This window comes from Methylocella sp. CPCC 101449 (genome assembly GCF_031921685.1).
Taxonomy (GTDB): domain Bacteria; phylum Pseudomonadota; class Alphaproteobacteria; order Rhizobiales; family Beijerinckiaceae; genus Terripilifer.
Genome location: NZ_JAPDHU010000002.1, coordinates 296,315 through 319,857, shown reverse-complemented (window position 1 = coordinate 319,857; position 23,543 = coordinate 296,315). Strand labels below are relative to the sequence as shown.

Sequence of the window (23,543 nt, the reverse complement as noted above, 5' to 3'; positions counted from 1 at the left end):
AGCGAAAAAGTGGATGCCGGTTTTTCGCGAAAATCCCGTGAGATAAAAGGTCGGGGGCACAAGCACGTTTCTCACGAAACGCGGTTTGCTCTAGGGGCGGCATGAACATCGTCGAACGGTATATCCTGCGCAATTGCGCACTTGCCTTCGTGGCCTGCCTGGGCCTGCTGACGCTCGTCGTGTGGATTTCCCAGGCTCTGCGAGAGATCGACCTCGTTGCCTCCAAGGGCCAGACGCTGGCGGTGTTCTTTCTCATCACCGGCCTGACCATCCCCTCCCTGGTGGCGATTATCGCACCGCTGGCCCTGTTCGGGGCCGTTCTCTACACGCTCAACAAGCTCAATGCCGACAGCGAACTGATCGTCATGAGCGCATCGGGCCTGTCGCAATGGAAGCTGCTGCGGCCCTTCGCCATCGTCTCGCTGGCCGTGCTGGTTCTGGTCGGCAGCATGTCGATTTGGGCGATGCCGGCCAGTTTTCGCGATATTCGCGACATTTTGAGCAAGGTCCGCGCCGATTTCGTCACCTTCCTGGTGCGCGAGGGCCAATTCGTTCCCCTCACCAACGGCATCGTCTTTCATTATCGGGAACGCGGCCCCGGCGGCACGCTGCTCGGTATTTTCATCCAGGACCGCAGCGACCCGGAAATCGTCAACACCTATATCGCCGAGAGCGGCGGCACGGTGGAGGTCGACGGCCGCAATTTCCTGACCCTCAACAAAGCCTTCGTGCAGCGCCAAACGCGCAAGGACAGCGAGCCGGCCCTCGTCTCCTTCGAAAGCTATGCCCTTGATCTTGCTCAGTTCAGCGCCAAGGAAGATGGCATCATCCTGAAGCCGCGCGAACGCTCGACCTGGGACCTCCTCACTTTCGACGTCGGCAAAGCGGACGTCTACACCCAGACTTTCTACGGCCGCTACCGGGCCGAGCTGCACGACCGCTTCGCCGGGCCGCTCTATGTGCTGACCTTCGCCATGATCGCCTTCCTGGCGCTCGGCCAGGCCCGCACGACGCGACAAGGACGCGGTGTGGCCATCGCCGCCGCGGTGGTGGCGGTTCTGCTGATCCGTCTGGCCGGATTCGGCGCCTCCGCCGTGTTCCAGCGCTCCGGCTGGGCCATCGTCCTCGTTTACGGGATACCGATCGGCGCCTTCCTCGGCGCAACTTGGCTGATGATCAAACAAACAGGTGCATGGCGGGGTAGTGCCAAACTGGTGCGCCAGCCGGCCATCCGGGGCTATGCCCGATGATCCTGTTTTCGACACTCGGACGCTATCTGTCGCGCCGGTTCATCAAGACCATCACCTTGGTTTTCTTGGCGCTTTTCGTCATCATCTATATTGCCGACTTCGTCGAGATGATGCGTCGCGGCAGCGATGCACCCGGGGTTTCGTCGGCTTTTCTGGCCTTTCTGACCCTGTTGCGGGTGCCCTCGATCGCCGAGCAGATCCTGCCCTTCGCCGTGCTTGGCGGCACGATGATCGCCTTCGTCGCCCTGTCGCGGCGGCTGGAACTGGTGATCATCCGCTCGGCCGGCGTCTCCGTCTGGCAATTCCTGACGCCGCCAGCCCTGATCGTCTTCGCCATCGGGGCCCTATCGGTTGTGCTTTACAACCCGCTGGCCGCCGACCTGAAACAGCGCGCAGACCGTATCGAAACCCGGATTTTCGGCAAAACCGCCCAGGATGCCGACACCAGCCTGTGGATTCGCCAGCGCAGCATCGACGGCCAGTCAATCATCCGCGCCGAACGGTCGAGCGATGGCGGGCGGACGCTGGGCGGCGTGTCCGCCTTCGTCTACGAGCCGGACGGCAGCTTCATGGAGCGAGTCGAGGCGGCCCACGCCACCCTGCTCCCCGGCTTCTGGACCATGACCGAGGCCCGGATCACCGCGCCCGGCGAAGAACCGCAGACGGTCGGCACCTACCTTCTGGCCACGAATCTGACCGCCGAACAGGTCACCCAATCCTTCGTCGCCCCCTCCGCCGTGCCGTTCTGGGATCTGGCCGACGTGAGCGCGCGAACCGAGGCCGCAGGCCTCGACGCCAGCGGCTACAGATTGCGATTCCAGTCGCTCCTGGCGCGTCCTCTTTTGCTGGTTGCAATGGTTTTCATAGCGGCTTCCTTTTCCTTAAGATTTTTCAGGTTTGGTGGTGTTTCCCGAATGGTTTCAGGTGGCGTCGCCTCAGGCTTCGTGCTTTATGTGGCGACGAAACTAGCAACGGATTTGGGCGGCGCGGGCGTGCTAAGCGCACCCGTGGCGGCCTGGCTGCCAGCGGTAGTCGGGAGCATGTTGGGTATACTTGTACTTTTGTACCAGGAGGATGGTTAATGGGGCGGCGTAACGGCCCCGAGCAGGCCCGCCCCCGCCGTCCGTTTCCTGGATTGGTGGCGATTGCGTTTGGCTTGGCGACCGCCTTCTCGTTTCTGACGATTCCCGCTGCCCAGCCGAGCCTGGCGCAGACGTTGAACGATCGTCTGACGCAGCGCGCCCAGTCGCCGAACGCCGACGGCAAAAAGGACCGCCTGCTCGTCGATGCCAACGAACTGACCTACGATCGCGACAAGGACATCATTGGCGCGCGCGGCAACGTGCAGCTCTATTACCAGGGCCGCGTTCTCCAGGCCGACCGGGTCACCTACAACCGTAAGACGAATCGGGTGTTCGCCGAGGGCCGCGCCAAGCTGACCGAGCGGGACGGCACGATCTCCTACGCCGACCGATTCGAACTCACCGACGACTTCAAGAACGGCTTCATCGACAGCCTGCGCGCCGATACCGCCGACAACACCCATTTCAGCGCCGCCCGGGCCGAACGGATCGACGGCGAACAGACGCGTTTTGAGTCGGGCACCTACACGGCCTGCGAACCGTGCAAAGAAGACAACAGCAAGCCGCCGTTCTGGCAGATTCGTGCCAAGAAGATCATTCACAACAATTCCGAACAGACGATCTACTACGAAGACGCGACGTTCGAGCTCTATGGCCACCCGATCGCCTGGCTGCCGTTCTTCTCGACGCCCGACCCGACGGTCGAGCGCAAGAGCGGCATTCTGGCGCCGACCTATGTCTATCGTTCCTACACGGGCGTCGGCGTCGGCATTCCGCTCTATTGGGCGATCTCACCGACCTATGACCTCACCGTGACGCCGACGTTCCTGACCAAGCAGGGCGTGCTGGGCGAGGCGGTGTGGCGGCAGCAATTTGTCAACGGCTCCTATCAGATCCGTGGCGTCGGCATTTTCCAGAACGATCCGAGCGCCTTTCTGCCGGCGCCCTACGGACCCGGCAAGCGCGACTTCCGCGGCTCGCTGGAATCGCGTGGCGAGTTCTACATCAACGACAAGTGGAAGTTTGGCTGGGACGCGACGCTGCTGAGCGATCGCTGGTTCCTGCAGCACTATGCCATGCCGCAGTCGACGCTGGCGGCGAACTACTTCCAGGAAACGGTTTCGACGATCTACCTCAACGGCAAGGGCGATCGCGGCTATTTCGATCTGCGTGGCTACTACTTCCAGGCGCTCGGCCGTTCCGACCTACAGTCGCAGCAGCCGCTCGTCGCGCCGGTTCTCGACTATAACAAGACCATCGACATCGATCCGAAGAAGACGGCCGGCATTGGCGGCCAGCTCGAGATCGACTTCAACTTCACCCGCATCTCGCGCGAACTCGCCTCGTTCGAAGCGATCGGCGGCCAGCGCCTCGACCGCGCTTTCGGCCTCTACAATGTCTGCGAGACGCTCACGGGCGCGCGCACTTATGTTCCCGGCGCCTGTCTCTTGAACGGCATCGGCGGCGATTATACGCGCGCCACTTTGAACGTGTCGTGGAAGCGCAAGTTCATCGATCCGCTCGGCCAGGTGTGGCAGCCGTTCGTCTTCGCCCATGTCAACACGGCCTGGGCCAACACCAATCTGACGAGCACCACCGGCTGGTCCAACCCGAGCTGCGCCTCTCCGCCCTGCGTCTCCTACATCACCAACGCCAGCCAGACGGCTTTCCTGGGTGGCGCGCAGCAGCAGAGCGCCGCCAGCGTGACGCCCGGCGTCGGCCTCGAATACCGCTATCCCCTGCTCTACAGCGGCAGCCTCGTCGATCAGGTGTTCGAGCCGATCGCGCAGATCATCGTGCGCCCGAACACGGGCACGAGCAGCCTGCGCATCAACGAAGATTCGCAAAGCCTGGTGTTCGACACCTCGAACCTGTTCGACTGGTCGAAATATTCCGGCTACGACCGCTTCGAGACCGGCACGCGCGCCAACTACGGCTTCCAGTACACGGCGAGCTTCCACAAGGGCGGCTACATCAACTTCATGTTCGGCCAGTCGCGGCAGATCGCCGGCGTCAATTCCTACGCCACGCCGGACGCCGCCAACATCGGCCTGAGCTCGGGCCTCGACCGCCGCGCCTCCGACTATGTCGCCAGCGCCACCTTCGCGCCAACGACGATGTTCAACTTCGTCGCCAAGGCGCGTTTCGACGAGCGTAACTTCTCGCTGCGCCGCCTCGATCTGATGGCCAATTTCAACTACGGCCCGCTGGAAGCCAGCCTGCAATATGCGCGCTACAGCGCCCAGCCGCTGATCGGCTACAACGTGCCGCGCGAAGGCTTGGCCGCCAACGCCAAATACAAGCTAACCGACAATGTCTTCGCCACCGGCAGCGTGATCTTCGACCTGTCGCGGCACTACTACAACAACACGCCGGCCGGCACCGGTTATGTCGGCCGTGCGCCGGTCTTCTCCGTGGCCGGCCTGGGAGCGGGCATCGGCTATACGGACGATTGCACCACGCTGATGCTCAATTATACCTCAATCTACCAGGACAATGGCTATCTGACGCCGACCCGCAACCAGACCGTGATGCTGCGGCTGGAACTGCGCACCATCGGCGACACGAGCCTGCGGTCGTCTCTGGGCAACGTTCGCGTTCAAGACGGACTGAGCAGCGCCGCGCTGCGCTAAAGCAAGAGATCGCGGCGCGCTGCGCCGGATCACAGATTGGAGTCTTCATGCTGTCAGCACTTATTCCGGGCCGGAATGCACTTCACCTGAGCTTCGCCGCCATGCTGCTCGCCGCCGGAACAACTGCTCTTCCGTTGCCTGGTCTCGCCCCTGCCGCCCATGCGCAGGCCCTCGTCGCGACCGTCAACGACAGCCCCATCACCAACCAGGATGTCGAACAGCGCATGCGCATTCTGCGCGTCATGCGCAAGCCCGCGACCAATGCGGCGGCGCTGGAAAGCATTTACGAAAGCCGCCTGAAGCTGGCCGAGACAGGCAAGTACAGCCTGAAACCGAGCGAGCAAGACGCGATCAACGAGCTGGCGCGCGTGGCGACGGAAATGAAGTTGCGACCGCAGGCGCTGCTCGCCAGCATTCAGGGCGCGCGCGTCGACAAGCAGGCGATCCAGGAATATTTCGGCGCGATGATGGCTTGGCGCTCGCTCGTTGGGGCCTTGAACAAGAATGTCAGCGTGCCGGAAAGCGAAGTCCGGGCCGAACTGGCCAAGCAAGGCGCCAAGGCAGCGGGCGATTATCGGCTGCGGCAGGTGATCTTCGTCGTTCCCCGGAATGCCTCGGGCGATTATATTCAAAGCCGTAGCCAGATGGCGCAGCAACTGCGCGGCCGCTTCAACGATTGCCAGTCCGGCATCCAGCTTGCCCGCAGCATGAACGAAGTGGTCGTGCGCGAGCAGATGACCCGCGGCGCTGCCGGCCTGTCGCCGGAACTGATGGAAATTCTGGACAAGACTCCAGTCGGCCAGCTCACGCCGCCGCAACGTGGCGCGGAAGGCATCGAAATGATCGCCGTTTGCGGCAAGTCGCAAGCGGGCAGCGATTCCGGCGCGGCCGAGAACATTCGCCAGACCCTGTTGTCGAAGCGCCTCGAAGGCGTGGCGGACCGTCTCTACAAGCCGCTGCGCGATCGCGCCATCATCGTGCAACGGTAACGACCGTGAACCGCTCATCGCCCTCGCCGCGACAGTCAGCCTCGCGTCCGGCGATGGCGATGGCGATGGGCGATCCCTCCGGCATCGGCCCCGAGATCGCGCTCAAGGCATGGGCGCAGGCACACGATGGCCAAGCACACGACGGCGACATCGCGCCGTTCTTCGTTCTGGCTGATCCCGCTCACCTGAAACGTCTCGGCCGCAGCATCGGACTCGATCTACCCATCACAACGGTCGAGCCGCAGAACGCCGCGGCGGTCTTCGCCGACGCTCTGCCGGTCGTGCCTCTTTCCGCTGCCGTCAGCGGCGAGCCGGGCCGGCCGTCGGCGACGGATGCGCCGCTCACCATCGAAGCCATCGAGCGGGCGGTGGCCTATGTCTATGCGGGCGCCGCCAGCGCGGTCGTCACCAATCCGATTTCGAAAGACAATCTCTACAAGGCCGGTTTCAAACATCCAGGCCATACGGAATTTCTCGGCGAGCTGGCGGAGCGTCTGTTCGGCCAGCCGGCGCTGCCGGTGATGATGCTGTGGTCGCCTGAGCTCGCGGTCGTGCCCGTCACCATCCATATCGCTTTGGCGCGCGTGCTCGAAACCTTGACGAGCGAGCTGATCGTCAAAACCGCCCGGATCACCGCGCACGATCTCAAACAGCATTTCGGCTTGGCGCGACCGCGCCTCGCCATCTCCGGCCTTAATCCACATGCCGGCGAAAACGGCAGCATGGGGCGCGAGGATATCGACATCATCAAGCCGGCCATCGCGACATTGAACGCCGAAGGCATCGTGGTGAGCGGACCGCATCCCGCCGATACGTTATTCCACGCGGAAGCGCGCGCGCGCTATGACGCGGCGATCTGCATGTATCACGATCAGGCCCTGATCCCGATCAAGACATTGGCATTCGACAGCGCCGTCAACGTCACTCTCGGCCTGCCCTTCATCCGCACGTCACCCGATCATGGCACGGCCTATGACATCGCCGGCACCGGCAAGGCGAGCGCTGCGAGCCTGATCGCCGCACTCGATCTGGCCGCGCGCATGGCACGAACGCCCGCAGGTGCCGTCGCGTGAGCATGATCGACGACCTGCCGCCATTACGCGACGTGGTGCGCACCCACGATCTCATCGCGCGCAAATCGCTCGGCCAGAACTTCCTGTTCGATCTCAACCTGACTTCGCGCATCGCCCGTGCCGCCGGTGCGCTCGACAACACCACCGTTATCGAAGTCGGTCCTGGCCCGGGCGGTTTGACGCGTGCGCTGCTCGCCCATGGCGCCGCCAAGGTCGTCGCCATCGAACGAGATGAGCGGTGTCTCGCGGCCTTGGCGGAAATCGCGGCACGTTATCCTGGCCGCCTTGAGGTGATCGCCGACGACGCGCTGGCCGTGAACTACGGTGCGTTGGCGACGCAGTACAGCGAAGGCCGCGACGTGCGCGTTGTCGCCAACCTGCCCTACAACATCGCCACGCCGCTGCTCACCGGCTGGATCGAAGGCAAGCAATGGCCGCCGTTCTGGACACGGCTGGTGCTGATGTTCCAGCGCGAAGTCGCCGAGCGGATCGTCGCGACGCCGCAGCAGCGTGCCGACTACGGGCGGCTTGGCGTGCTCTGCGGCTGGCGGACGCAGGCCAAAATCCTGTTCGACGTTCCGCCTTCCGCCTTCACGCCGCCGCCCAAGGTCACCTCCTCCATCGTCGATCTGGTTCCACGGCCAAACCCGGCTGAATGTACCAGCAATGCGCTGGCGGACGTGACGCGCGCCGCTTTCGGCCAACGGCGCAAGATGTTGCGGCAATCGCTGAAACCTCTGGGCGATGCCGAAGCCCTCCTCGACGCGGCCGGCCTCGTGCCCACCGCCCGGGCGGAAGAGGTCGATATTGACGGTTTTGCGGCCCTGGCGCGCGCCTATGAGGCGCAGCGGCGGCGGCCATCCGCCGCGTGATCGCCCCGCCTCAATCTGATATAGTCAAGCCATGATCGAGAGCCCCACCAGCCAACTGACCGCCTCCCCAAGGCTGTTCAAGAACGACCTGCTCGACAAGCTGTCGCGGGTCGATCCACGCCTGCCGCTGGTCGTCTATGGCCCGATCGTCCTGGCTCTCATCGTCTGGGCCGCCTGGCATGGCACGCCGGCCTGGATCATCGCCGGCTGTTTCGTGCTCGGCTATGCGATCTGGACGCTCACCGAATATCTCGGCCACCGCTTCCTGTTCCACACGGTCTTCCCCGGCAAGATCGGCGAGCGGCTGCACTTTTTGCTGCATGGCGTGCATCACGATCATCCCAACGATCCGCTGCGGCTCGTCATGCCCTTGTTGATGAGCGGCCCGATCATGGCCATCGCCGTGCTCGTCACCTGGACGATCTTTCCTGAAATCATGCGGGTGACGGCGCTGGCGGGCTTCATCGCCGGCTATGTCGTCTATGACACGATGCATTATCTGCTGCACCACAGCCGCTCGCAGAACCCGACGTTCCTGTGGTTGAAGCGGCTGCACATGCTGCATCACTTCACCGATCATTCGCGCTGTTTCGGTGTCGCCGCGCCATGGTGGGATTATGTGTTCCGCACCGAATGGCGCAAACCGTCGCGTTCGTAAACGCGCGTCTCAGCCCTCGCTCAGCAGCTTTCCGACGAAGCCTTCGATATTCTCGTGCTGACGCGCCCGGCGCAGACGTTCAGCCTGCAAAATGGCCTTCACGTCGGCCAGCGCTTCCTGGATGTCGCGATTGACGATGACATAATCGTACATCGGCCAGCGCTCGATCTCGTGACGGGCGTTGTCGAGACGGTTGGCGATGACATCGGCGGGATCTTCGGCGCGGCGTTCGAGACGCGCGCGCAATTCCTTCATCGACGGCGGTAGGATGAAGATGGTGACGACATCGCGCGGCGCGCTCTTTTGCACCTGCTTGGTGCCCTGCCAATCGATATCGAAGAGCATGTCGCCGCCAGACGCCAGACGCTCTTCCACCGGGCCTCTGGGCGTGCCGTAGAAATTGCCGTGGACCTGCGCCCATTCAAGCAATTCCTTGTCCGCCAGCATCTTTTCAAATTCAGCCTTGCTGACGAAATAATAATGCACGCCTTCGAGTTCGCTGGTGCGGCGCGTGCGGGTGGTGACCGAAATCGACAGTTTGAGATCGAGCGCCGCATCCTGCAGCAAAAGACGCGTCAGCGTGGTCTTGCCGGCGCCCGACGGCGACGACAGGATCAGCATCAAGCCGCGCTGCTTGGTGGCGCCCGTCGATGCAGACTTGTCTTTGGCTTGCGCGCGCATGACTTCTTTCACTCGGCTTCTCTCATTCGATGTTCTGGACCTGCTCGCGCATCTGCTCGATCTCGACGCGAAGGTCCATACCGATGGTCGTGAGCGTACTGTCGTTTGATTTGGCGCAGAGCGTATTGGCTTCGCGCGCGAATTCCTGAGCCAGGAAATCAAGCTTGCGGCCAACGGGCTGATCGGAACGCAACAGCGTGCGCGCCGCCGCGACATGGGCATTGAGACGATCGAGCTCTTCGCGCACGTCGGCCTTCGCCGCCAACAGGATGGCTTCCTGATGCAGGCGCGCCGGATCAAGCGCGGGCGCGGCCTCGGACAGTTCGGCGATCGATCGCGACAGGCGCTCACGCACAGCCTGCGGCGTGCGGCCGGGGCACGTCTCAGCCGCCTGTACCAGATCAGCAATGGTATCGACACGGCGCGTCAAAACCTCCTGCAAGGCAGCACCTTCGCGTGCCCGCATGTCGACCAGAGCAGTCAAAGCCGTTTGCAAGGAAGCCAGGGCTTCGGCCTGAACACGCTTCATCGTCTCTTCGTCATCGCCAGCTTCGACGACATCGACGATACCGCGCAATCCCAGCAATCCATCCAGGGAGGCGGGACGCAGATTCGAGGTGGCCGGCAATTCGGCAAGCGCCGTCTGCAAGGCGCCGAGCGCGGCGCGATTGATGCGGATTTCCGGTTGTGCCGCGTCGCGCTGCGCCGACAAAGTGGCGTAGCACGTGCCCCGCGCGAGCTTATCGGCCACGGCGGCGCGCGCCTGCTGTTCGATAGCGTCGAAGGCTTGCGGCACACGCACGCGCACGTCGAGCCCTTTGGCGTTGACCGCTTTGATCTCCCAAACGAAGCGCCAGGCGCCGCTGGCGCCAGCGGCTCTGGAAAACCCGGTCATGCTCTTGAGCGTCATCGAAGTCCGTTCGTGATCACGAATGCCGGATCAAAGCACCGGCGACGGCGCGACCATACAGATCACGGTGGTCCGTCTCAATGGCCCCGATCAGGGCATCGTCTTCATGGACGGAACGGTCTTGGTGGAGTTCAGATCCCACGAGGTGTTGCGCAGCGGATCGAGCTTGGTGCCTTCCGATGCATCGATGGCACGGGCGCGTAGCGGTGCGGCCCGCGGCGGCGGCGCGTCCTGCACCTGTTCCGGATTGTCCACGAGGGTCGGCGCATCGTCAGGATGGCCATAGCGCGCCATCCGCGCTTCCTGATCGGCACGGCGAGCGGCCGACAGAGGAACGACGCTCATATCGGCGGCACTGACACCAGCGGGTTCATCGACCGGACCGTCAAGCAGCGGTGCCGGCGGACGGTCGTTGACGCCACGGATCACGAGCTGATCGACGCCCTGCCCCATGGCGAAACCAGAGAAGGCTGAAGCGCCGTTCGGCACGGCGGCCTGTTGTGCCGGCTGAGGCGCCGGTTGTGGTGCCGGCGGGGCCGCCGGTTGCTCACGCACCGCCTGCTGGCGCTGATTCCGCGCCGGCGCAGGCTGCGCCTCGGTCTGCGGCAGCAGCGAGACCACCGGGCCCGATTCCATCGACGATTTCGGCATGGCCGTCGCGGCAATGGAGAGGCCACCGAAAATCGGATCGACAGGCGCATCGCTGCGCCGTGCCGGCGCGGGTTGCGCGGGATCCGGCGCCACAGGCGTGTCGTCTGGATCGACGCGATCGACATCGGCTGGCGGCGTCACGCCCGGTACAGCCTTCGCCTTCATCTCGCGTTCAATCTCGCGCCAACGCGCCACGCTGCGATTATGCTGATCGAGCGTTTCCGAGAACGTATGGCCACCCGTGCCATTGGCGACGAAGAACAGATCGCGGGTCTTGGACGGATTGGCCACGGCTTCCATGGCCGCGCGGCCCGGATTCGCGATGGGTCCCGGCGGCAGACCGTCGATGACATAGGTGTTGTACGGCGTCGGCCGGGTGATCTCGCTACGCTGAATGGGGCGGCCGAGACTGCCCTTGCCGCCGACGATGCCGTAGACGATCGTCGGATCGGATTGCAGCTTCATGCGACGCTGCAGGCGGTTGTGGAAGACGGAGGCGACGCGGGTGCGCTCATCGGCGCGGCCAGTCTCCTTCTCGACGATGGAAGCCAGCGTCACCAGTTCGTATTTCGAGCGCAGCGACAGACCGCTGACGCGACGCTCCCAAATCTGATCGAGCAAGCGGTTTTGATCGGCCTGCATCTTGGCGACCAAAGCACTGCGCGCCATGCCGCGCGTCACCCGATAGGTGTCGGGCATGAGCGTGCCTTCGCGCGGAATTTCGCGGATGTCGCCGGCGAGAATGTCATTTTCGCGCAAGCGCTGAACGATCTGCTCGCTGGTCAGACCTTCGGGAATGGTGATCGAATGCAGGATCTGCTTGCCCGACACCAGAATGTCGATGACCTGCTGCAGGCTGACGCGCTGCGGGAAAAGATATTCGCCGGCTTTGACGTCACGCCATTTGCGCTCGACCAGGAGCGCGGCCTGCATCAACGTCGGCTCGTCGATGACATTGGCCTTTTCAAGCTGATCGATGATCTCGCGCACTTCGCTGCGCGGCGGAATGTAAACGGCGCGGTCGACCTCGAGCGGTCCCGGCGTGTCCAAGCGTTTGCTGATCGTCGCCATGCCGCCAATGCCGATCAGCGACGCCAGCAACAGGAACGACAGAAAGCCGCTCATGCGCGACAGGATCGGGCGACGCTGGCTCTGCGGCTTGCCTACCGGCGGTGGCGGCGGCGCGGCCTCGGGCTGCAGCGCCTCGGTCGGCGTCTGCAAGCCACGGCGGCGCCCGAAGAATCGGGCGCGTTCTCGCTCCGGTTGCCCGTCGGCACCGCCTTCGGTCGGTTGCCCTTCCGACATCTTCACTCCGATCCACGCTTACGACCTGCAACCGCGGAAGGATGTCCGCATGATCGCCAGGGCGAGCCTACCTTAGAACCGATTGTGGCGAAATAAGGTATCCACAGGTCAGATGCTCGTTTTTCGTCATGGCCTTAACGGCCACAACCGGCCGTTTAGCTTAATGCATCCGGCGGAAAATCACCGAGGCATTGGTGCCACCAAAGCCAAACGAGTTCGACAACGCGATGTTGATCTCCCGCTGCCGCGGCTTGTGCGGCACCAGATCGATCGGCGTGTCGACCGACGGATTATCCAGGTTCAGTGTCGGCGGTGCGACATTGTCGCGGATCGCCAGCACGCTGAAAATGGCCTCGACCGCGCCGGCGGCGCCCAAAAGATGGCCGATCGCCGATTTCGTCGACGACATCGACACCTTGCTGGCCGCATTGCCGACGAGCCGCTGAACCGCACCGAGCTCGATCTCGTCGCCGAGAGGCGTCGAGGTGCCGTGGGCGTTGATGTAATCGAGGTCCGAAGCGGAAATGCCGGCCCGCTTGATCGCCATCGACATGCAGCGGAAGGCGCCATCGCCATCCTCCGCCGGGGCGGTGATGTGATAGGCGTCGCCCGAAAGGCCGTAGCCGATGAGTTCGGCGTAGATTTTGGCGCCACGCGCCTTGGCATGCTCGTATTCCTCGAGCACGACGCAACCGGCGCCCTCGCCCATCACGAAGCCGTCGCGGTCCTTGTCGTAGGGACGCGAGCCCTTCTCGGGCTGGTCGTTAAAACCGGTGGATAACGCGCGGCAGGCGGCAAAACCGGCCATGCCGATGCGGCAGACGGCCGACTCGGCGCCACCCGCCACCATCACGTCGGCATCGCCGAGCGCGATCAGGCGGCCGGCATCGCCAATAGCATGGGCGCCGGTCGAACAGGCGGTGACGACCGAATGGTTCGGCCCCTTGAGGCCGTGCTGGATCGAAACATAGCCCGAAACGAGATTGATGAGGCGGCCGGGAATGAAGAACGGCGAGACGCGGCGCGGGCCGCGCTCCTTGAGCACCAGCGACGTCTCGTAAATACCGCTGAGGCCGCCGATGCCTGAACCGATCAACACGCCGGTGGCGATCTGGTCCTCATAGGTCTGCGGCGCCCAATTGGCGTCGGCCAAAGCCTGGGTCGCGGCGGCAATGCCGTACAGGATGTAATCGTCGACCTTGCGCTGCTCCTTCGGCTCCATCCACTGGTCGGGATTGAAGCTGCCATCGGAGCCATCGCCGCGCGGCACTTCGCAAGCGATCTGACACGGCAGATCGGCGACCTCGAATTTTTCAATCCGAGCCGCACCGCTCTTGGACGCCAGAATGCGCTGCCAAGTTTCTTCCGCACCGTTTGCCAACGGCGAAACCATTCCGATGCCGGTTACGACGACGCGCCTCAAGCCATATCTCCCAAAATATTCAACACGTTTGGCCGGGATATCATGCCCAAACGTGAACAGAGCCAAAACAATACAAAAGGGCCGGAAAGCCCGGCCCTTTCATGTGAATCGCCGAGACGGCAGTCACGTGCCCGATCGCTCGAGCGAAGCGAGACTTAGGCCGACTGGGCCTTATCCAGGAACTTGATGGCGTCGCCGACCGTGACGATCGTCTCAGCGGCATCGTCCGGAATCTCAACGCCGAACTCTTCCTCGAAGGCCATCACGAGTTCGACAGTGTCGAGTGAGTCAGCGCCGAGGTCATCGATGAAATTGGCATTGTCGACCACCTTGTCGGCATCGACGCCCAGATGCTCCACCACAATCTTCTTCACGCGCTCGGCGACATCGCTCATTTTCAAACTTCCCCGTTAATTTCAGAAACAGTCAGGCGATCTGCCCATCATCCGACCCGCGAAACCAAAACGCGCTGTCAGCCAATCCGATCCGCCATTACCCTTACCGGCCTTCAATCTGTCCGCGCGGGACGATCCTTCTAACAAAAGTCACGGCGCCTGTCTTGAGCGGACAATGCACCAGCGACCAAGACCGGCGGAATTGGGCGCTCGTAGCATACTTCGTTTTCCAAGGCGAGAGGCGCCGAAATTTTGCCGAATAGCTCGGCAATATCCCGTTATTTTCAATTAAATCATAGCCATACCACCATTTACATGGAGGGTCTGGCCGGTCACGTAGGAGGCTTCGCGGCTCGCCAAATAAGCCACGGCGGCCCCAATATCCTCACCTTCGCCGAGTCGGCCGGCCGGAATGTTGGCCATGATCGTCTCTTTCTGCTTGTCGTTCAGCACATCGGTCATGGGGCTGCGAATGAAGCCCGGGGCGACGCAATTGACCGTCACGGTGCGGCTCGCGACTTCGGCGGCGAGTGATTTGGTCATGCCGATCATGCCGGCCTTGGAGGCGGCGTAATTGCCCTGGCCGGGATTGCCGGTGACGCCGACGATCGAGGTGATGGAAATGATGCGGCCGAAGCGGCGCTTCATCATGCCCCGCAGAGCGGCGCGCGACAGCCGGAACGCGGACGTCAGATTGACGGCGAGAACCGTGTCCCAGTCCTCGTCCTTCATGCGCATGAACAGACCGTCGCGGGTGATACCGGCATTGTTGACCAGAATATCGACCTGCCCCATCGCCTTTTCAGCCGCCGGCACCAGCGCTTCGACCTGATCCTTGTCGCCGAGATTGCAGGGCAGCACGTGGGCGCGCTCGCCAAGCTCCTTGGCCAAGGCTTCAAGCGCCTCGGTGCGCGTGCCCGACAGGCCCACCACCGCGCCCTGGGCGTGAAGCGTCTTGGCGATGGCGCCGCCGAGACCGCCGGTGGCACCGGTCACCAACGCGTTCATGCCGGACAGGTCGAACATGGAAAACTCCTCGATAAAATAATGATCAGGGACGCGACTTGAAGGTCTCGATATCGACGGGCTGGCCGATGGCAATGCCCGACGCGCCTTCGGCGATACGCTTGACGAGGCCGGACAAAACCTTGCCAGCGCCCGGTTCATAGAAAGTGGTCACGCCTTCGCTGGCCATATAGGCCACCGATTCACGCCACCGGACCGTGCCCGTCACCTGTTCGACGAGCCGCTTGCGGATCTCGTCGGGCTCGCTGATCGGCGCGGCCAGGACATTGGCGACGAGCGGCACTTTCGGCGAGCGGATGGTGACGCGGGCGAGCGCCTCGCGCATGGCATCGGCCGCCGGCTGCATCAAGGCGCAATGGAAGGGCGCGGAGACCGGCAGCATCAAGGCGCGGCGCGCGCCCTTGGCCTTGGCGATTTCGACGGCGCGCTCGACAGCCGCCTTATGGCCCGAGGCGACGACCTGACCGCCGCCGTTGTCATTGGCGATCTGGCAGACGTCGCTCGGCCCGGCCGCCTCGGCTGCCACGGCCACGCCGGTCTCGTAATCGAGGCCGAGGAGAGCCGCCATGGCGCCCTGCCCGACCGGCACAGCCTTTTGCATGGCCTCGCCGCGCTGACGCAGCAGACGCGCCGTATCGGCCAGGGAGAAGCTGCCGGCGGCGGCCAGCGCCGAATATTCGCCGAGCGAATGGCCGGCGACGAATTGCGCGTCACGCGCCAGGTCGAGGCCGGCCTCGGCCTCCAGCACCCGCACGACGGCCAGGCTGACCGCCATCAGCGCCGGCTGGGCGTTGGCGGTCAAAGTCAGATCCGCCTCCGGCCCCTCGAACATCAGGGTCGACAATTTCTGCGACAGAGCTTCGTCGACCTCGGCGAAAACAGCGGCGGCCTGGGGGAAGGCATCGGCGAGCGCCTTGCCCATACCGACGGCCTGCGATCCCTGACCGGGAAAGGTAAATGCTATGCTCATGCTTTGCCCCTCAAAAGTTCGCTGCGAGTGGCATCGCAGGACGGGTCAAGTCAAGGCGGACCGCCGGGGCGGCGTCAATGCCCTGTGATTTGGCCCTGTGATTTGGCCCTGTGATTTGGCCCTATGATTTGGCCCTGTGATTTGGCCCTGCAATTCGGGCCATGCCTGCACGAATAATTTTGCCCTACCTAGTTTACTTTTAAAAATACCCTCGCTAGTCTCAGACCGTCGGCGTGGGGAGGACAAGCCGCCGGCGGAGGGACGCAACCATGCACTTGAAAGTCGCCAGCATCGCGGATGCGACAGCGCGGATTAAGGCCATCGAACTGGTCGATCCAACGGGTTCAACCCTGCCTGCCTTCACGGCCGGCGCCCATCTCGACATCGATCTGCCTGCGATCGGCGACGGCGAGGCCCGCTCCTATTCGCTGCTCAACGATCCGCGGGAAACCCATCGCTACATCATCGCCGTGCAGCGCGAGGAAAACAGCCGCGGCGGTTCGGAATGGATTCACGCCCATCTAAAAGAAGGCGACGTTCTCGAATCATCGGAGCCGCTCAACAATTTCGCGCTCAACGAAGCGGGCGAGCATCATCTGCTGATCGCCGGCGGCATCGGCGTAACGCCGATCCTCGCCATGGCGCGGCGGCTTTCGGCGATGCAGACGCCCTTCCATATTCATTACTGTGCCCGCAGCCGCGACATGGCCGCCTTCGTCGATCTGTTCGAGGCCGAATTTCCCGATCGCTTCACGCTGCATCTCGATGGCGGCGATCCGGCGCGCGGGCTTAACGTCGCGCAATTGCTGCACGAGCGACCGTCCGGTGGACATACCTATGTCTGCGGCCCGGCAGGTCTCATCCGCGCGGTGCGCGAAACCACGAGCCATTGGCCCAAAGGCAGCGTGCATTATGAATTGTTCCGGGGGGCCGAAGACGAGACGGCGCCGCGCAACACCGACGCGCCCTTCGACATCGTCCTGCAGCGCAGCGGCAAACAGTTCACGGTGCCCGCCGACAAGTCGATCCTCGATGTGCTGAAAGCCGAAGGCTTCCGCATCAAGACCCTCTGTCGGGAAGGCGTGTGTGGCACGTGCCGCACAGCCGTCGTCAGCGGCGGCGTCGATCATCGCGACGACGTGCTGACCGACGAGGAACGCGAAACCGAGATGCAGATCTGCGTTTCCCGCGCCCTGCCCGGGCAAACGCTGGTGCTCGACCTGTAGCCTTCGTTCAACCGCATAGATCGTTTCGCGCATAGATCATTTCGAGGAGGGAACCATGACAGCCGTACAGCAAGTCGCCGATATTTCAGTTGAACCGATCATCCAGCCGACATCCATCGTCTGCGGCACCTTCGTCACCAAGGATCTCACGCGCGCACGGAGCATGTGCGAGAACGTCCTCGGCCTTGAATGCGTGAGCCCCGAGCCTGGCGTCTTCCTGGCCCGCGAGCGCGGCCACAAGCCGGGCGAAGCGCTGCACGGCAAACCCTATTGGGTGCTGGAGGCACGCCAGGCGGAGACGATCGACGTCCCGCAGGAAATGCTCAATCACTGGGGCGTGTTCGTCGACAGCCAAGCGGCGGTGGACGAGGCGCATAAGCGGGTCGATGCGGCGAAGGCCGAATATGGTCTGGGCCGGGTGCAGAAGCCGCGCTTCCGCCATGGCTCCTATGCCTTCTACTTCGTCGATGCCGACAGCAATTGGTGGGAGGTCGAGTACCGGACCCCCGACCTGCTCTACACCACGATCCGCGAGCGCGGCGACCAAGTCCACGATGAACAGGCCTGAGGAGACAGAGATGACCGCCACACAACCGCTTGTCGCCACCCAATCCTTCTCGCACGGCACGATCGAATGTTCCGACATGGCCAAGACGCGCCGTTTCCTCGGCGAGTTCCTGGGCGTCGACGTGGTGCGCCCGCTGCCGGAAGCGCAATATCTGTGGAAGGGCGGCCCTTGGTCCGTCGTCTGCGTCTGCGTGGAAGGCGATGCCAAGATCCAGGGTCAGCAGAACCACTTCAAACTGTCGGTACGCACGGCCGCCGAGGTGGACGATGCCCATGAGGCGGCGCAAGTCCATCGCGATGACTTCGGCATCCGCGAGATCACGCCGGTCAAGGATGACGGGCCTTTCCGCGCCTTCCGGCTGCTCGACCAGGATGGCTCCTGGTGGGAGATCACCACCTTGAACCAAGCCCATTACGATCGGCTGTTCGAGCAAGGCGATCATAAGCCAGCTTAACGCTGAGGCCGCTATCTATCGTTTTGGCCCGATATATGCCTTGAATCGCCATGGATGGCATTGCATGGCCTTGCATCAGCACGGCACAATGCCATCTTGTGCGAGAGATTCGCGCATGAGCGCGCGCCTATGGGCGCGAGGACAATCAGGACTGAACGATGGGCGACATACCGGGAAAAGGCTGCGGCGCCTGCAACCTGTGCTGCAAGATCTTGGTGATTGATCACTTCGAGAAGGATGCCGGCATTCTGTGCAGCAATTGCGTGCTCGGGGTTGGCTGTAAGATCTATGCCAAGCGCCCCGAGGTCTGCCAGGACTTCGAATGCGACTGGAAGATGGAACGCTCGATCGGTGCCAACCTGCGGCCCGATAAGGTCGGCACCATCCTGATGGACGACGACGAATCCGGCGAATACCAGGCTGTGGTCGATCCTTCGACGCCCTTCGCCTGGCGCAATCCGCAGATGTTCAAGTTCCTGGTCATGAAGGCCAAAGAAGGCCGCACGGTGATTGCCAAGTCCGGCCTGAAATCCTGGCGCATCTATCCGTCGGGCGAGATCGGCATCTGGGCCGGCTAAGCCAGCCGGCCCTGTCCCTCAGGCTCTAGTTGATCTTAAGGGCCTGCCGGATGGCGGGAACCCATTTCTCGTATTCAGACTTCATGAGCTGCGTCACCTGCGCGGGGGACATGAGCTGGATGTCGAATGCATCGCGCTTGAGATGTTCCTCCAAGGGACGGGTCTGAATAATGCGGTTGAGTTCCGCATTCAGCTTCTTGGTGATGTCGTCAGGAAGGCCGCGCGGACCAGACAACGAAAGCCAGACCGTGGTAACGACATCGGGATAACCCTTCTCCTTGAAGGTCGGGATATTCGGGAAGTCGGAAATCCGCTCACCCGAGGAGACCGCGATGGGGATGAGCGATCCTGAATTGATATGCTCGCGCACGGTCGACCAGGTCAGACTGCCCATCTTGATATGACCGGCGATGAGATCGGCAACGGCGGTGTTGCCGCCGCGATGCGGCACATGGGCGAGCTTCATGCCGGCCTTGGCGGCAAAGAATTCGGCCACCGAACCACTGCCCGAGCCGACGCCCGGCGAAACATATTGAACGCCTTCCGGTTGGTTTTTGCCCCAGGTCATGAAGTCCTCGAAGGTCTTCACGCCCGTGGAAGGATGAACCACGAAGGCGCTGGGCGAGCCGCCGATATAGGCGATGTGAGTAAAATCGCCGACCGGATCGAAGCCGATATCCTTCTGCAAGGCCGGCGCCAAGACATTGGTCGCCATGCCGGTGATCATCAGCGTGTGCCCATCGGGCTCGGCGCGCACCACCGACCGCGACGCGATGATACCGCCACCACCGCCCTGGTTCTCGACGAAGAATTGCTGCTTGAACGTATCGCTGAACGATTGCGCGATGATGCGCGCGACAATGTCCGACTGACCGCCGGCGCCGAACGGCACGACGATCTTGACCGGGCGCGAGGGCCAGTCCGCCGCCGCCGTGGTGATCGCGACCATCGTGGTGAATGCCGCAACAAGCAGCGCCCTTCCGCCTCTCATCGTTTCCCCTCCTCTTGCCGACCTCCTCATGGGGATCGGGACAATGTTGAGCGGGGTGTTCTCGACCCCGCCGCCGTGTCTTTCCGGAAAGGTGGCCGCGAGGCCTATAAATGTAAAATATTCTTTTCATTCCAGTCTGGAATGTCAGAAGTCTCAAACTTGCTACACTGCCCAAGGCGGTGTGAAAGGCGCGGTATTACCCACTTGCGCCATGCCGCCGACGGGCAGAATGGCCACCGCCTCGAAAGGCTCCGCGCTCTCATTCGCCAAAGCGAAATCCGTATCGGGCGGCACGATCACCGCGGCGCCGGCTGAAAAATCGAATCGTTCGCCCGCGAGCGTCACCTGCGCCCTGCCCGACAAGGCCACCAGAACCTCTTCACGCGTCAGCCGATGGGTGACCGCCGGCGTGCCGGCTGCGATGCGCACGCGCCAGACGCTGGTCTCGCGGGCGCCGCGACTGGGCGCAGCCAAGCCGGTGAATTCGGCGCCGTGCATTTCAAAACGCGGGGCGGCTTCGACTGAGATGAGACCCATGACACGGCTCCTGAAGGTTGGGATTTGCCCGCCCGATCGCTTCGGGATAGACAGGACAAATAATCAAGCTCCTTGACCAATTAGAGCTCGATGCGGAATTAGTCAAGATGGTTGACGAAAAACTCCCTGAACTGATCGATCATCTCGGCTGGCGCCTCTGGCGGGCGGCGCGCCTGTGGAAAGCCGAATTCGACAGCCGCATGAACGCGCGCGGTCTGGCCTGGTATACGGAAGGGCGCGCTTCGCTGATCGCCCAGATTGGCGACGCGGGCGTTCGTCAAAGCGCCTTGGTTCACCGTTTGGGCCTGACAAAACAGGCGGTTCAGCAGATCGTCGATGAACTGGCAGCCGAGGAGATCGTCACCCGCCGCCCCGACCCGGCCGACAATCGGGGCCGCATTATCACCCTCACGCCCAAGGGCATCGCCGCTGCCCACGTCGCCAATGAGGTGAAGCGCGAAATCGATGCCGCCCAGCGCCTTCGGCTCGGGGCCGCCCGTTTCGAGGCGCTGATGGACACGCTGCGCACCCTGGCGCCCGATGCGCAGACGCCGGAAAATTCAGGCTAATCGCGCTGTTTTACCCCGTGTCTGGCTTGCATCGGCGGCAAATCCGTGTAGAAAGCCGGCTCGCAAAGCTTCCGGCCGGGGGCTGAACGGAAGGCTGCATCCGCAGCAGGAGGTTTCCCTCCGTCTTCCCGTGTCTCCGCCTTCGATTGCGTTCCGTCGGGCCTTTCTCCGGGCTCGAAGGGCTCCGCGCCGGAAATTGCGAGTAGACAAGAGAAAGGCAATCAGATGGCTCTGTACGAGCACATTTTCCTTGCCCGGCAGGACGTGACGGCCCAGCAGGTCGAAGGGTTCACCGAGCAATTCAAGTCGATCATCACCACCGCTGGCGGCACCGTCGGCAAGGTCGAATACTGGGGCGTCAAGTCCCTGACCTACCGCATCAAGAAGAACCGCAAGGCGCACTTCACGCTATTGAACCTCGACGCGCCGGCCGCCGCCATCGCCGAGATGGAACGCCAGATGAGCATCAACGAAGACATCCTTCGCTTCATGACCATCCGCGTCGAAGAGCTTGAGGATGGTCCGTCCGCGATGATGCGCAAGCGCGAGGACAGCGATCGTGACGATCGCGGCGATCGCCGTGGTCCGCGTCCCGACCGTCCGCCCCGCCGTCCGCGTGACGACGCCTCTAGCGAAGGAGCCTCGTTCTAATGGCCACCGCACCCCGCCGTCCGTTCTTCCGTCGTCGCAAGACCTGCCCGTTCTCGGGCCCGAACGCGCCGAAGATCGACTACAAGGACACCCGTCTGCTGTCGCGCTACATTTCCGAGCGCGGCAAGATCGTCCCGTCGCGCATCACGGCCGTGTCGGCCAAGAAGCAGCGTGAACTGGCCCAGGCCATCAAGCGCGCCCGCTTCCTCGGCCTCCTGCCCTACGTGATCAAGTAAGAAACCCAGCGGCCGCCGGTCACAACCTGCGGCCGCCAGTTGGGCGCGACGGCAAATTGCTGATCGCACCCTAACCGCTCAAAGGATGCGGGACAGCGCAGTTCATGATTTCTCGTATTGCCATAGCCATCGGCGCCGGCTTCGCGGCCGCTCTGCTCTTTTACATTCCGGTAAAAGGCACGGCTTTGGCCATGATCCTGGCGATCTTCGCGGCTCTGCCGATCATGATCGCCGGCCTGTCCTTCAGTCCCGCCGTCGCTTTTGGCGCCGCCATTGCTGGCAGCGCCGCGCTGATGCTGGCGCTGGACGAAATCTTCGCCGCTACGTTCGCTCTCACCTCCGCCCTGCCCGCCTGGTGGCTGACGCGCCTGGCCTGGCTCGCTCGTCCCGCCGCCACGGGCGAAACCGGCGCCGGCCCCGATGGGCTCGTCTGGTATCCGCTCGGCCAGCTCCTGGCCTGGATCACTGCGCTCGCCGCCGCCATGTCGATCGCCGGCATTGTGATGGCCTGGTATCGCTTCGGCTCCTACGACGCCTTCTTCGAGGAAGCGACGCGGCGCATGCGGCCGCTGATCGAAGCGCTGTTCAGCCGCGGCGGCACGACCACCATTCCCGCCGGGCTCGATGCCGACGGACTGGCTCGCATTTTCGTTCTGGCCATGACGCCGATCTTCGCCGGCTGGACCGTGGTGACGACCGCACTCAATCTCTGGCTCGCCGGGCGCATTGCCCGCGTCTCGGAACGGCTGGGTCGCCCCTGGTTCGACCTGCCGGAAAATCTGGTGATGCCGCGCACCATGCTGCTCGCCCTGGTGGCCGGTGCCGTGCTGATCCTGCCGGAAGGCTTTCTGCGCGTGACCGGTTACGTCATCCTGGCCGCGCTCGGCATGGCGCTGGTGCTGCAGGGACTGGCGTCCTTGCACTATGCCTCGCGGCCGTCGCGGGTGCGCTCGACCATGCTCACCCTGCTCTACGTTTCGCTTTTCATCCTCTTCCCGCTGCCGCTCCCGCTTCTCGCGGTGGTCGGGCTTGTTGACATGCTCATGAGCATCAGAAACCGAAGCACCATATCGCCGGCCCCCGGCGCCTGACATCACGAAGGAGTATCGATTATGGAAGTCATTCTGCTGGAACGTATCGCAAAGCTCGGCCAGATGGGCGAGCAGGTTCGCGTCAAGGACGGCTATGCCCGTAACTTCCTGCTGCCGCGCGGCAAGGCTCTGCGCGCGACGGAAGCCAACAAGAAGCGCTTTGAATCGCAGCGCGCTCAGCTCGAGGCCCGTAACCTCGAACAGAAGAGCGAAGCCGAGAAGATCAAGGAAAAGCTCGACGGCAAGACCTTCGTCATCATCCGCCAGGCGGGTGAAACCGGTCAGCTCTACGGCTCGGTCGCGACGCGCGACGTGGCCGAAGTGGTCACCGCCGATGGCATCAGCCTCAATCGCAATCAGGTCGTGCTGACGACGCCGATCAAGGCGATCGGCCTGCACGCCGTGCCGGTTCACCTGCATCCGGAAGTCGAAGCTTCGATCACCCTCAACGTCGCCCGTTCGCCGGAAGAAGCCGAGCGTCAGGCCCGTGGCGAGGAACTCGTCACCCGCGAAGAGACCAGCATGGAATCGCTGGGCCTCGAAGTCGGCGCCGCGCTTGCCGAAGCTGGCGGCGACGACGCTTAATTCTTGACTCATTTCAAAGACAACGCCCGCGCTTCGGCGCGGGCGTTTTGCGTTGAAGGGGCACCTGATCGAGAGTCAAGGACACGGTCTGCTTATATTTTTGTCCTGTGAGAATCGGGCACTGAAGCCAGACGGCAGG

The 23,543-nt window shown here is 63.1% G+C and carries 25 protein-coding genes; 16 read left to right on the top strand and 9 right to left on the bottom strand.

Annotation, left to right across the window (positions count from 1 at the left end):
* Window positions 1–101: 101 nt before the first annotated feature.
* Genes lptF through OIM99_RS12090 form a run of 7 tightly spaced genes read left to right on the top strand, consistent with a single transcriptional unit; the run spans window position 102 to window position 8,557 of the window.
* Complete coding sequence (lptF, locus tag OIM99_RS12120; protein ID WP_311850668.1) at window positions 102–1,250, top strand: LPS export ABC transporter permease LptF; 1,149 nt, start codon at window positions 102–104, stop codon at window positions 1,248–1,250.
* Window positions 1,247–2,332 carry an LPS export ABC transporter permease LptG gene (gene lptG / locus OIM99_RS12115; RefSeq protein ID WP_311850667.1) on the top strand — a complete coding sequence of 362 codons (1,086 nt, stop codon included), beginning with the start codon at window positions 1,247–1,249 and terminating at the stop codon, window positions 2,330–2,332. Before lptF ends, lptG begins: the two co-directional genes overlap by 4 nt.
* Entirely contained in the window at window positions 2,332–4,965 is a 2,634-nt protein-coding gene (locus OIM99_RS12110) for an LPS-assembly protein LptD (RefSeq protein WP_311850666.1), read from the top strand. Before lptG ends, OIM99_RS12110 begins: the two co-directional genes overlap by 1 nt.
* A gap of 47 nt (window positions 4,966–5,012) precedes the next feature.
* Window positions 5,013–5,954: a peptidylprolyl isomerase gene (locus OIM99_RS12105; RefSeq protein ID WP_311850665.1), complete on the top strand. Its 942-nt coding sequence runs from the start codon at window positions 5,013–5,015 to the stop codon at window positions 5,952–5,954.
* Between the two features lie 53 nt (window positions 5,955–6,007).
* Window positions 6,008–7,027 (top strand): 4-hydroxythreonine-4-phosphate dehydrogenase PdxA, encoded by a 1,020-nt coding sequence (gene pdxA / locus OIM99_RS12100; RefSeq protein ID WP_311852256.1) that lies wholly within the window; start codon window positions 6,008–6,010, stop codon window positions 7,025–7,027.
* Window positions 7,024–7,899 (top strand): 16S rRNA (adenine(1518)-N(6)/adenine(1519)-N(6))-dimethyltransferase RsmA, encoded by an 876-nt coding sequence (rsmA, locus tag OIM99_RS12095; protein WP_311850664.1) that lies wholly within the window; start codon window positions 7,024–7,026, stop codon window positions 7,897–7,899. Before pdxA ends, rsmA begins: the two co-directional genes overlap by 4 nt.
* A gap of 31 nt (window positions 7,900–7,930) precedes the next feature.
* Complete coding sequence (locus tag OIM99_RS12090; RefSeq protein WP_311850663.1) at window positions 7,931–8,557, top strand: sterol desaturase family protein; 627 nt, start codon at window positions 7,931–7,933, stop codon at window positions 8,555–8,557.
* A gap of 9 nt (window positions 8,558–8,566) precedes the next feature.
* Here OIM99_RS12090 and gmk read toward each other — a convergent pair whose 3' ends face one another.
* The 7 genes from gmk to fabD all read right to left on the bottom strand — a co-directional run bounded on the left by gmk (window position 8,567) and on the right by fabD (window position 15,918).
* Complete coding sequence (gmk, locus tag OIM99_RS12085; RefSeq protein WP_311852255.1) at window positions 8,567–9,238, bottom strand: guanylate kinase; 672 nt, start codon at window positions 9,236–9,238, stop codon at window positions 8,567–8,569.
* Between the two features lie 22 nt (window positions 9,239–9,260).
* Window positions 9,261–10,148 (bottom strand): YicC/YloC family endoribonuclease, encoded by an 888-nt coding sequence (locus OIM99_RS12080; protein ID WP_311850662.1) that lies wholly within the window; start codon window positions 10,146–10,148, stop codon window positions 9,261–9,263.
* A 90-nt stretch (window positions 10,149–10,238) separates the two neighbouring features.
* Window positions 10,239–12,104: an endolytic transglycosylase MltG gene (gene mltG / locus OIM99_RS12075; RefSeq protein WP_311850661.1), complete on the bottom strand. Its 1,866-nt coding sequence runs from the start codon at window positions 12,102–12,104 to the stop codon at window positions 10,239–10,241.
* 160 nt (window positions 12,105–12,264) lie between these two features.
* Window positions 12,265–13,527: a beta-ketoacyl-ACP synthase II gene (fabF, locus tag OIM99_RS12070; protein WP_311850660.1), complete on the bottom strand. Its 1,263-nt coding sequence runs from the start codon at window positions 13,525–13,527 to the stop codon at window positions 12,265–12,267.
* A 155-nt stretch (window positions 13,528–13,682) separates the two neighbouring features.
* Complete coding sequence (locus OIM99_RS12065; protein ID WP_090701016.1) at window positions 13,683–13,922, bottom strand: acyl carrier protein; 240 nt, start codon at window positions 13,920–13,922, stop codon at window positions 13,683–13,685.
* Window positions 13,923–14,210: 288 nt separating this feature from the next.
* Window positions 14,211–14,948 carry a 3-oxoacyl-[acyl-carrier-protein] reductase gene (gene fabG, locus OIM99_RS12060; protein WP_311850659.1) on the bottom strand — a complete coding sequence of 246 codons (738 nt, stop codon included), beginning with the start codon at window positions 14,946–14,948 and terminating at the stop codon, window positions 14,211–14,213.
* 25 nt (window positions 14,949–14,973) lie between these two features.
* Window positions 14,974–15,918, bottom strand: a complete 945-nt coding sequence (gene fabD, locus OIM99_RS12055) for an ACP S-malonyltransferase (RefSeq protein ID WP_311850658.1) — start codon at window positions 15,916–15,918, stop codon at window positions 14,974–14,976.
* A 269-nt stretch (window positions 15,919–16,187) separates the two neighbouring features.
* On the opposite strand from fabD, the gene OIM99_RS12050 reads away from it, so the two are divergent.
* The 4 genes from OIM99_RS12050 to OIM99_RS12035 all read left to right on the top strand — a co-directional run bounded on the left by OIM99_RS12050 (window position 16,188) and on the right by OIM99_RS12035 (window position 18,744).
* Entirely contained in the window at window positions 16,188–17,144 is a 957-nt protein-coding gene (locus OIM99_RS12050) for a PDR/VanB family oxidoreductase (RefSeq protein WP_311850657.1), read from the top strand.
* A gap of 55 nt (window positions 17,145–17,199) precedes the next feature.
* On the top strand, window positions 17,200–17,712 hold the full coding sequence (locus tag OIM99_RS12045) for a hypothetical protein (protein ID WP_311850656.1): 513 nt from the start codon (window positions 17,200–17,202) through the stop codon (window positions 17,710–17,712).
* A 10-nt stretch (window positions 17,713–17,722) separates the two neighbouring features.
* Window positions 17,723–18,166: a VOC family protein gene (locus tag OIM99_RS12040; RefSeq protein WP_311850655.1), complete on the top strand. Its 444-nt coding sequence runs from the start codon at window positions 17,723–17,725 to the stop codon at window positions 18,164–18,166.
* Between the two features lie 158 nt (window positions 18,167–18,324).
* Window positions 18,325–18,744: a hypothetical protein gene (locus OIM99_RS12035; protein ID WP_311850654.1), complete on the top strand. Its 420-nt coding sequence runs from the start codon at window positions 18,325–18,327 to the stop codon at window positions 18,742–18,744.
* Window positions 18,745–18,769: 25 nt separating this feature from the next.
* On the opposite strand, the gene OIM99_RS12030 is transcribed toward OIM99_RS12035, so the two are convergent.
* Both OIM99_RS12030 and OIM99_RS12025 read right to left on the bottom strand, forming a co-directional pair.
* Entirely contained in the window at window positions 18,770–19,735 is a 966-nt protein-coding gene (locus OIM99_RS12030; RefSeq protein WP_311850652.1) for a tripartite tricarboxylate transporter substrate binding protein, read from the bottom strand.
* A 162-nt stretch (window positions 19,736–19,897) separates the two neighbouring features.
* Window positions 19,898–20,272 (bottom strand): cupin domain-containing protein, encoded by a 375-nt coding sequence (locus tag OIM99_RS12025; RefSeq protein WP_311850651.1) that lies wholly within the window; start codon window positions 20,270–20,272, stop codon window positions 19,898–19,900.
* 107 nt (window positions 20,273–20,379) lie between these two features.
* Here OIM99_RS12025 and OIM99_RS12020 point away from each other — a divergent pair, with 107 nt between their 5' ends.
* The 5 genes from OIM99_RS12020 to rplI all read left to right on the top strand — a co-directional run bounded on the left by OIM99_RS12020 (window position 20,380) and on the right by rplI (window position 23,404).
* Window positions 20,380–20,841 carry a MarR family transcriptional regulator gene (locus OIM99_RS12020; protein ID WP_311850650.1) on the top strand — a complete coding sequence of 154 codons (462 nt, stop codon included), beginning with the start codon at window positions 20,380–20,382 and terminating at the stop codon, window positions 20,839–20,841.
* Between the two features lie 225 nt (window positions 20,842–21,066).
* Window positions 21,067–21,492, top strand: a complete 426-nt coding sequence (gene rpsF / locus OIM99_RS12015; protein ID WP_311850649.1) for a 30S ribosomal protein S6 — start codon at window positions 21,067–21,069, stop codon at window positions 21,490–21,492.
* A complete protein-coding gene (gene rpsR, locus OIM99_RS12010) occupies window positions 21,492–21,728 on the top strand; it encodes a 30S ribosomal protein S18 (RefSeq protein ID WP_090701054.1) in 237 nt (78 codons plus the stop codon). Before rpsF ends, rpsR begins: the two co-directional genes overlap by 1 nt.
* 104 nt (window positions 21,729–21,832) lie before the next feature.
* Complete coding sequence (locus OIM99_RS12005; RefSeq protein WP_311850648.1) at window positions 21,833–22,819, top strand: hypothetical protein; 987 nt, start codon at window positions 21,833–21,835, stop codon at window positions 22,817–22,819.
* Between the two features lie 21 nt (window positions 22,820–22,840).
* Window positions 22,841–23,404, top strand: a complete 564-nt coding sequence (rplI, locus tag OIM99_RS12000; RefSeq protein WP_311850647.1) for a 50S ribosomal protein L9 — start codon at window positions 22,841–22,843, stop codon at window positions 23,402–23,404.
* The last annotated feature ends 139 nt before the right edge of the window (window positions 23,405–23,543 follow it).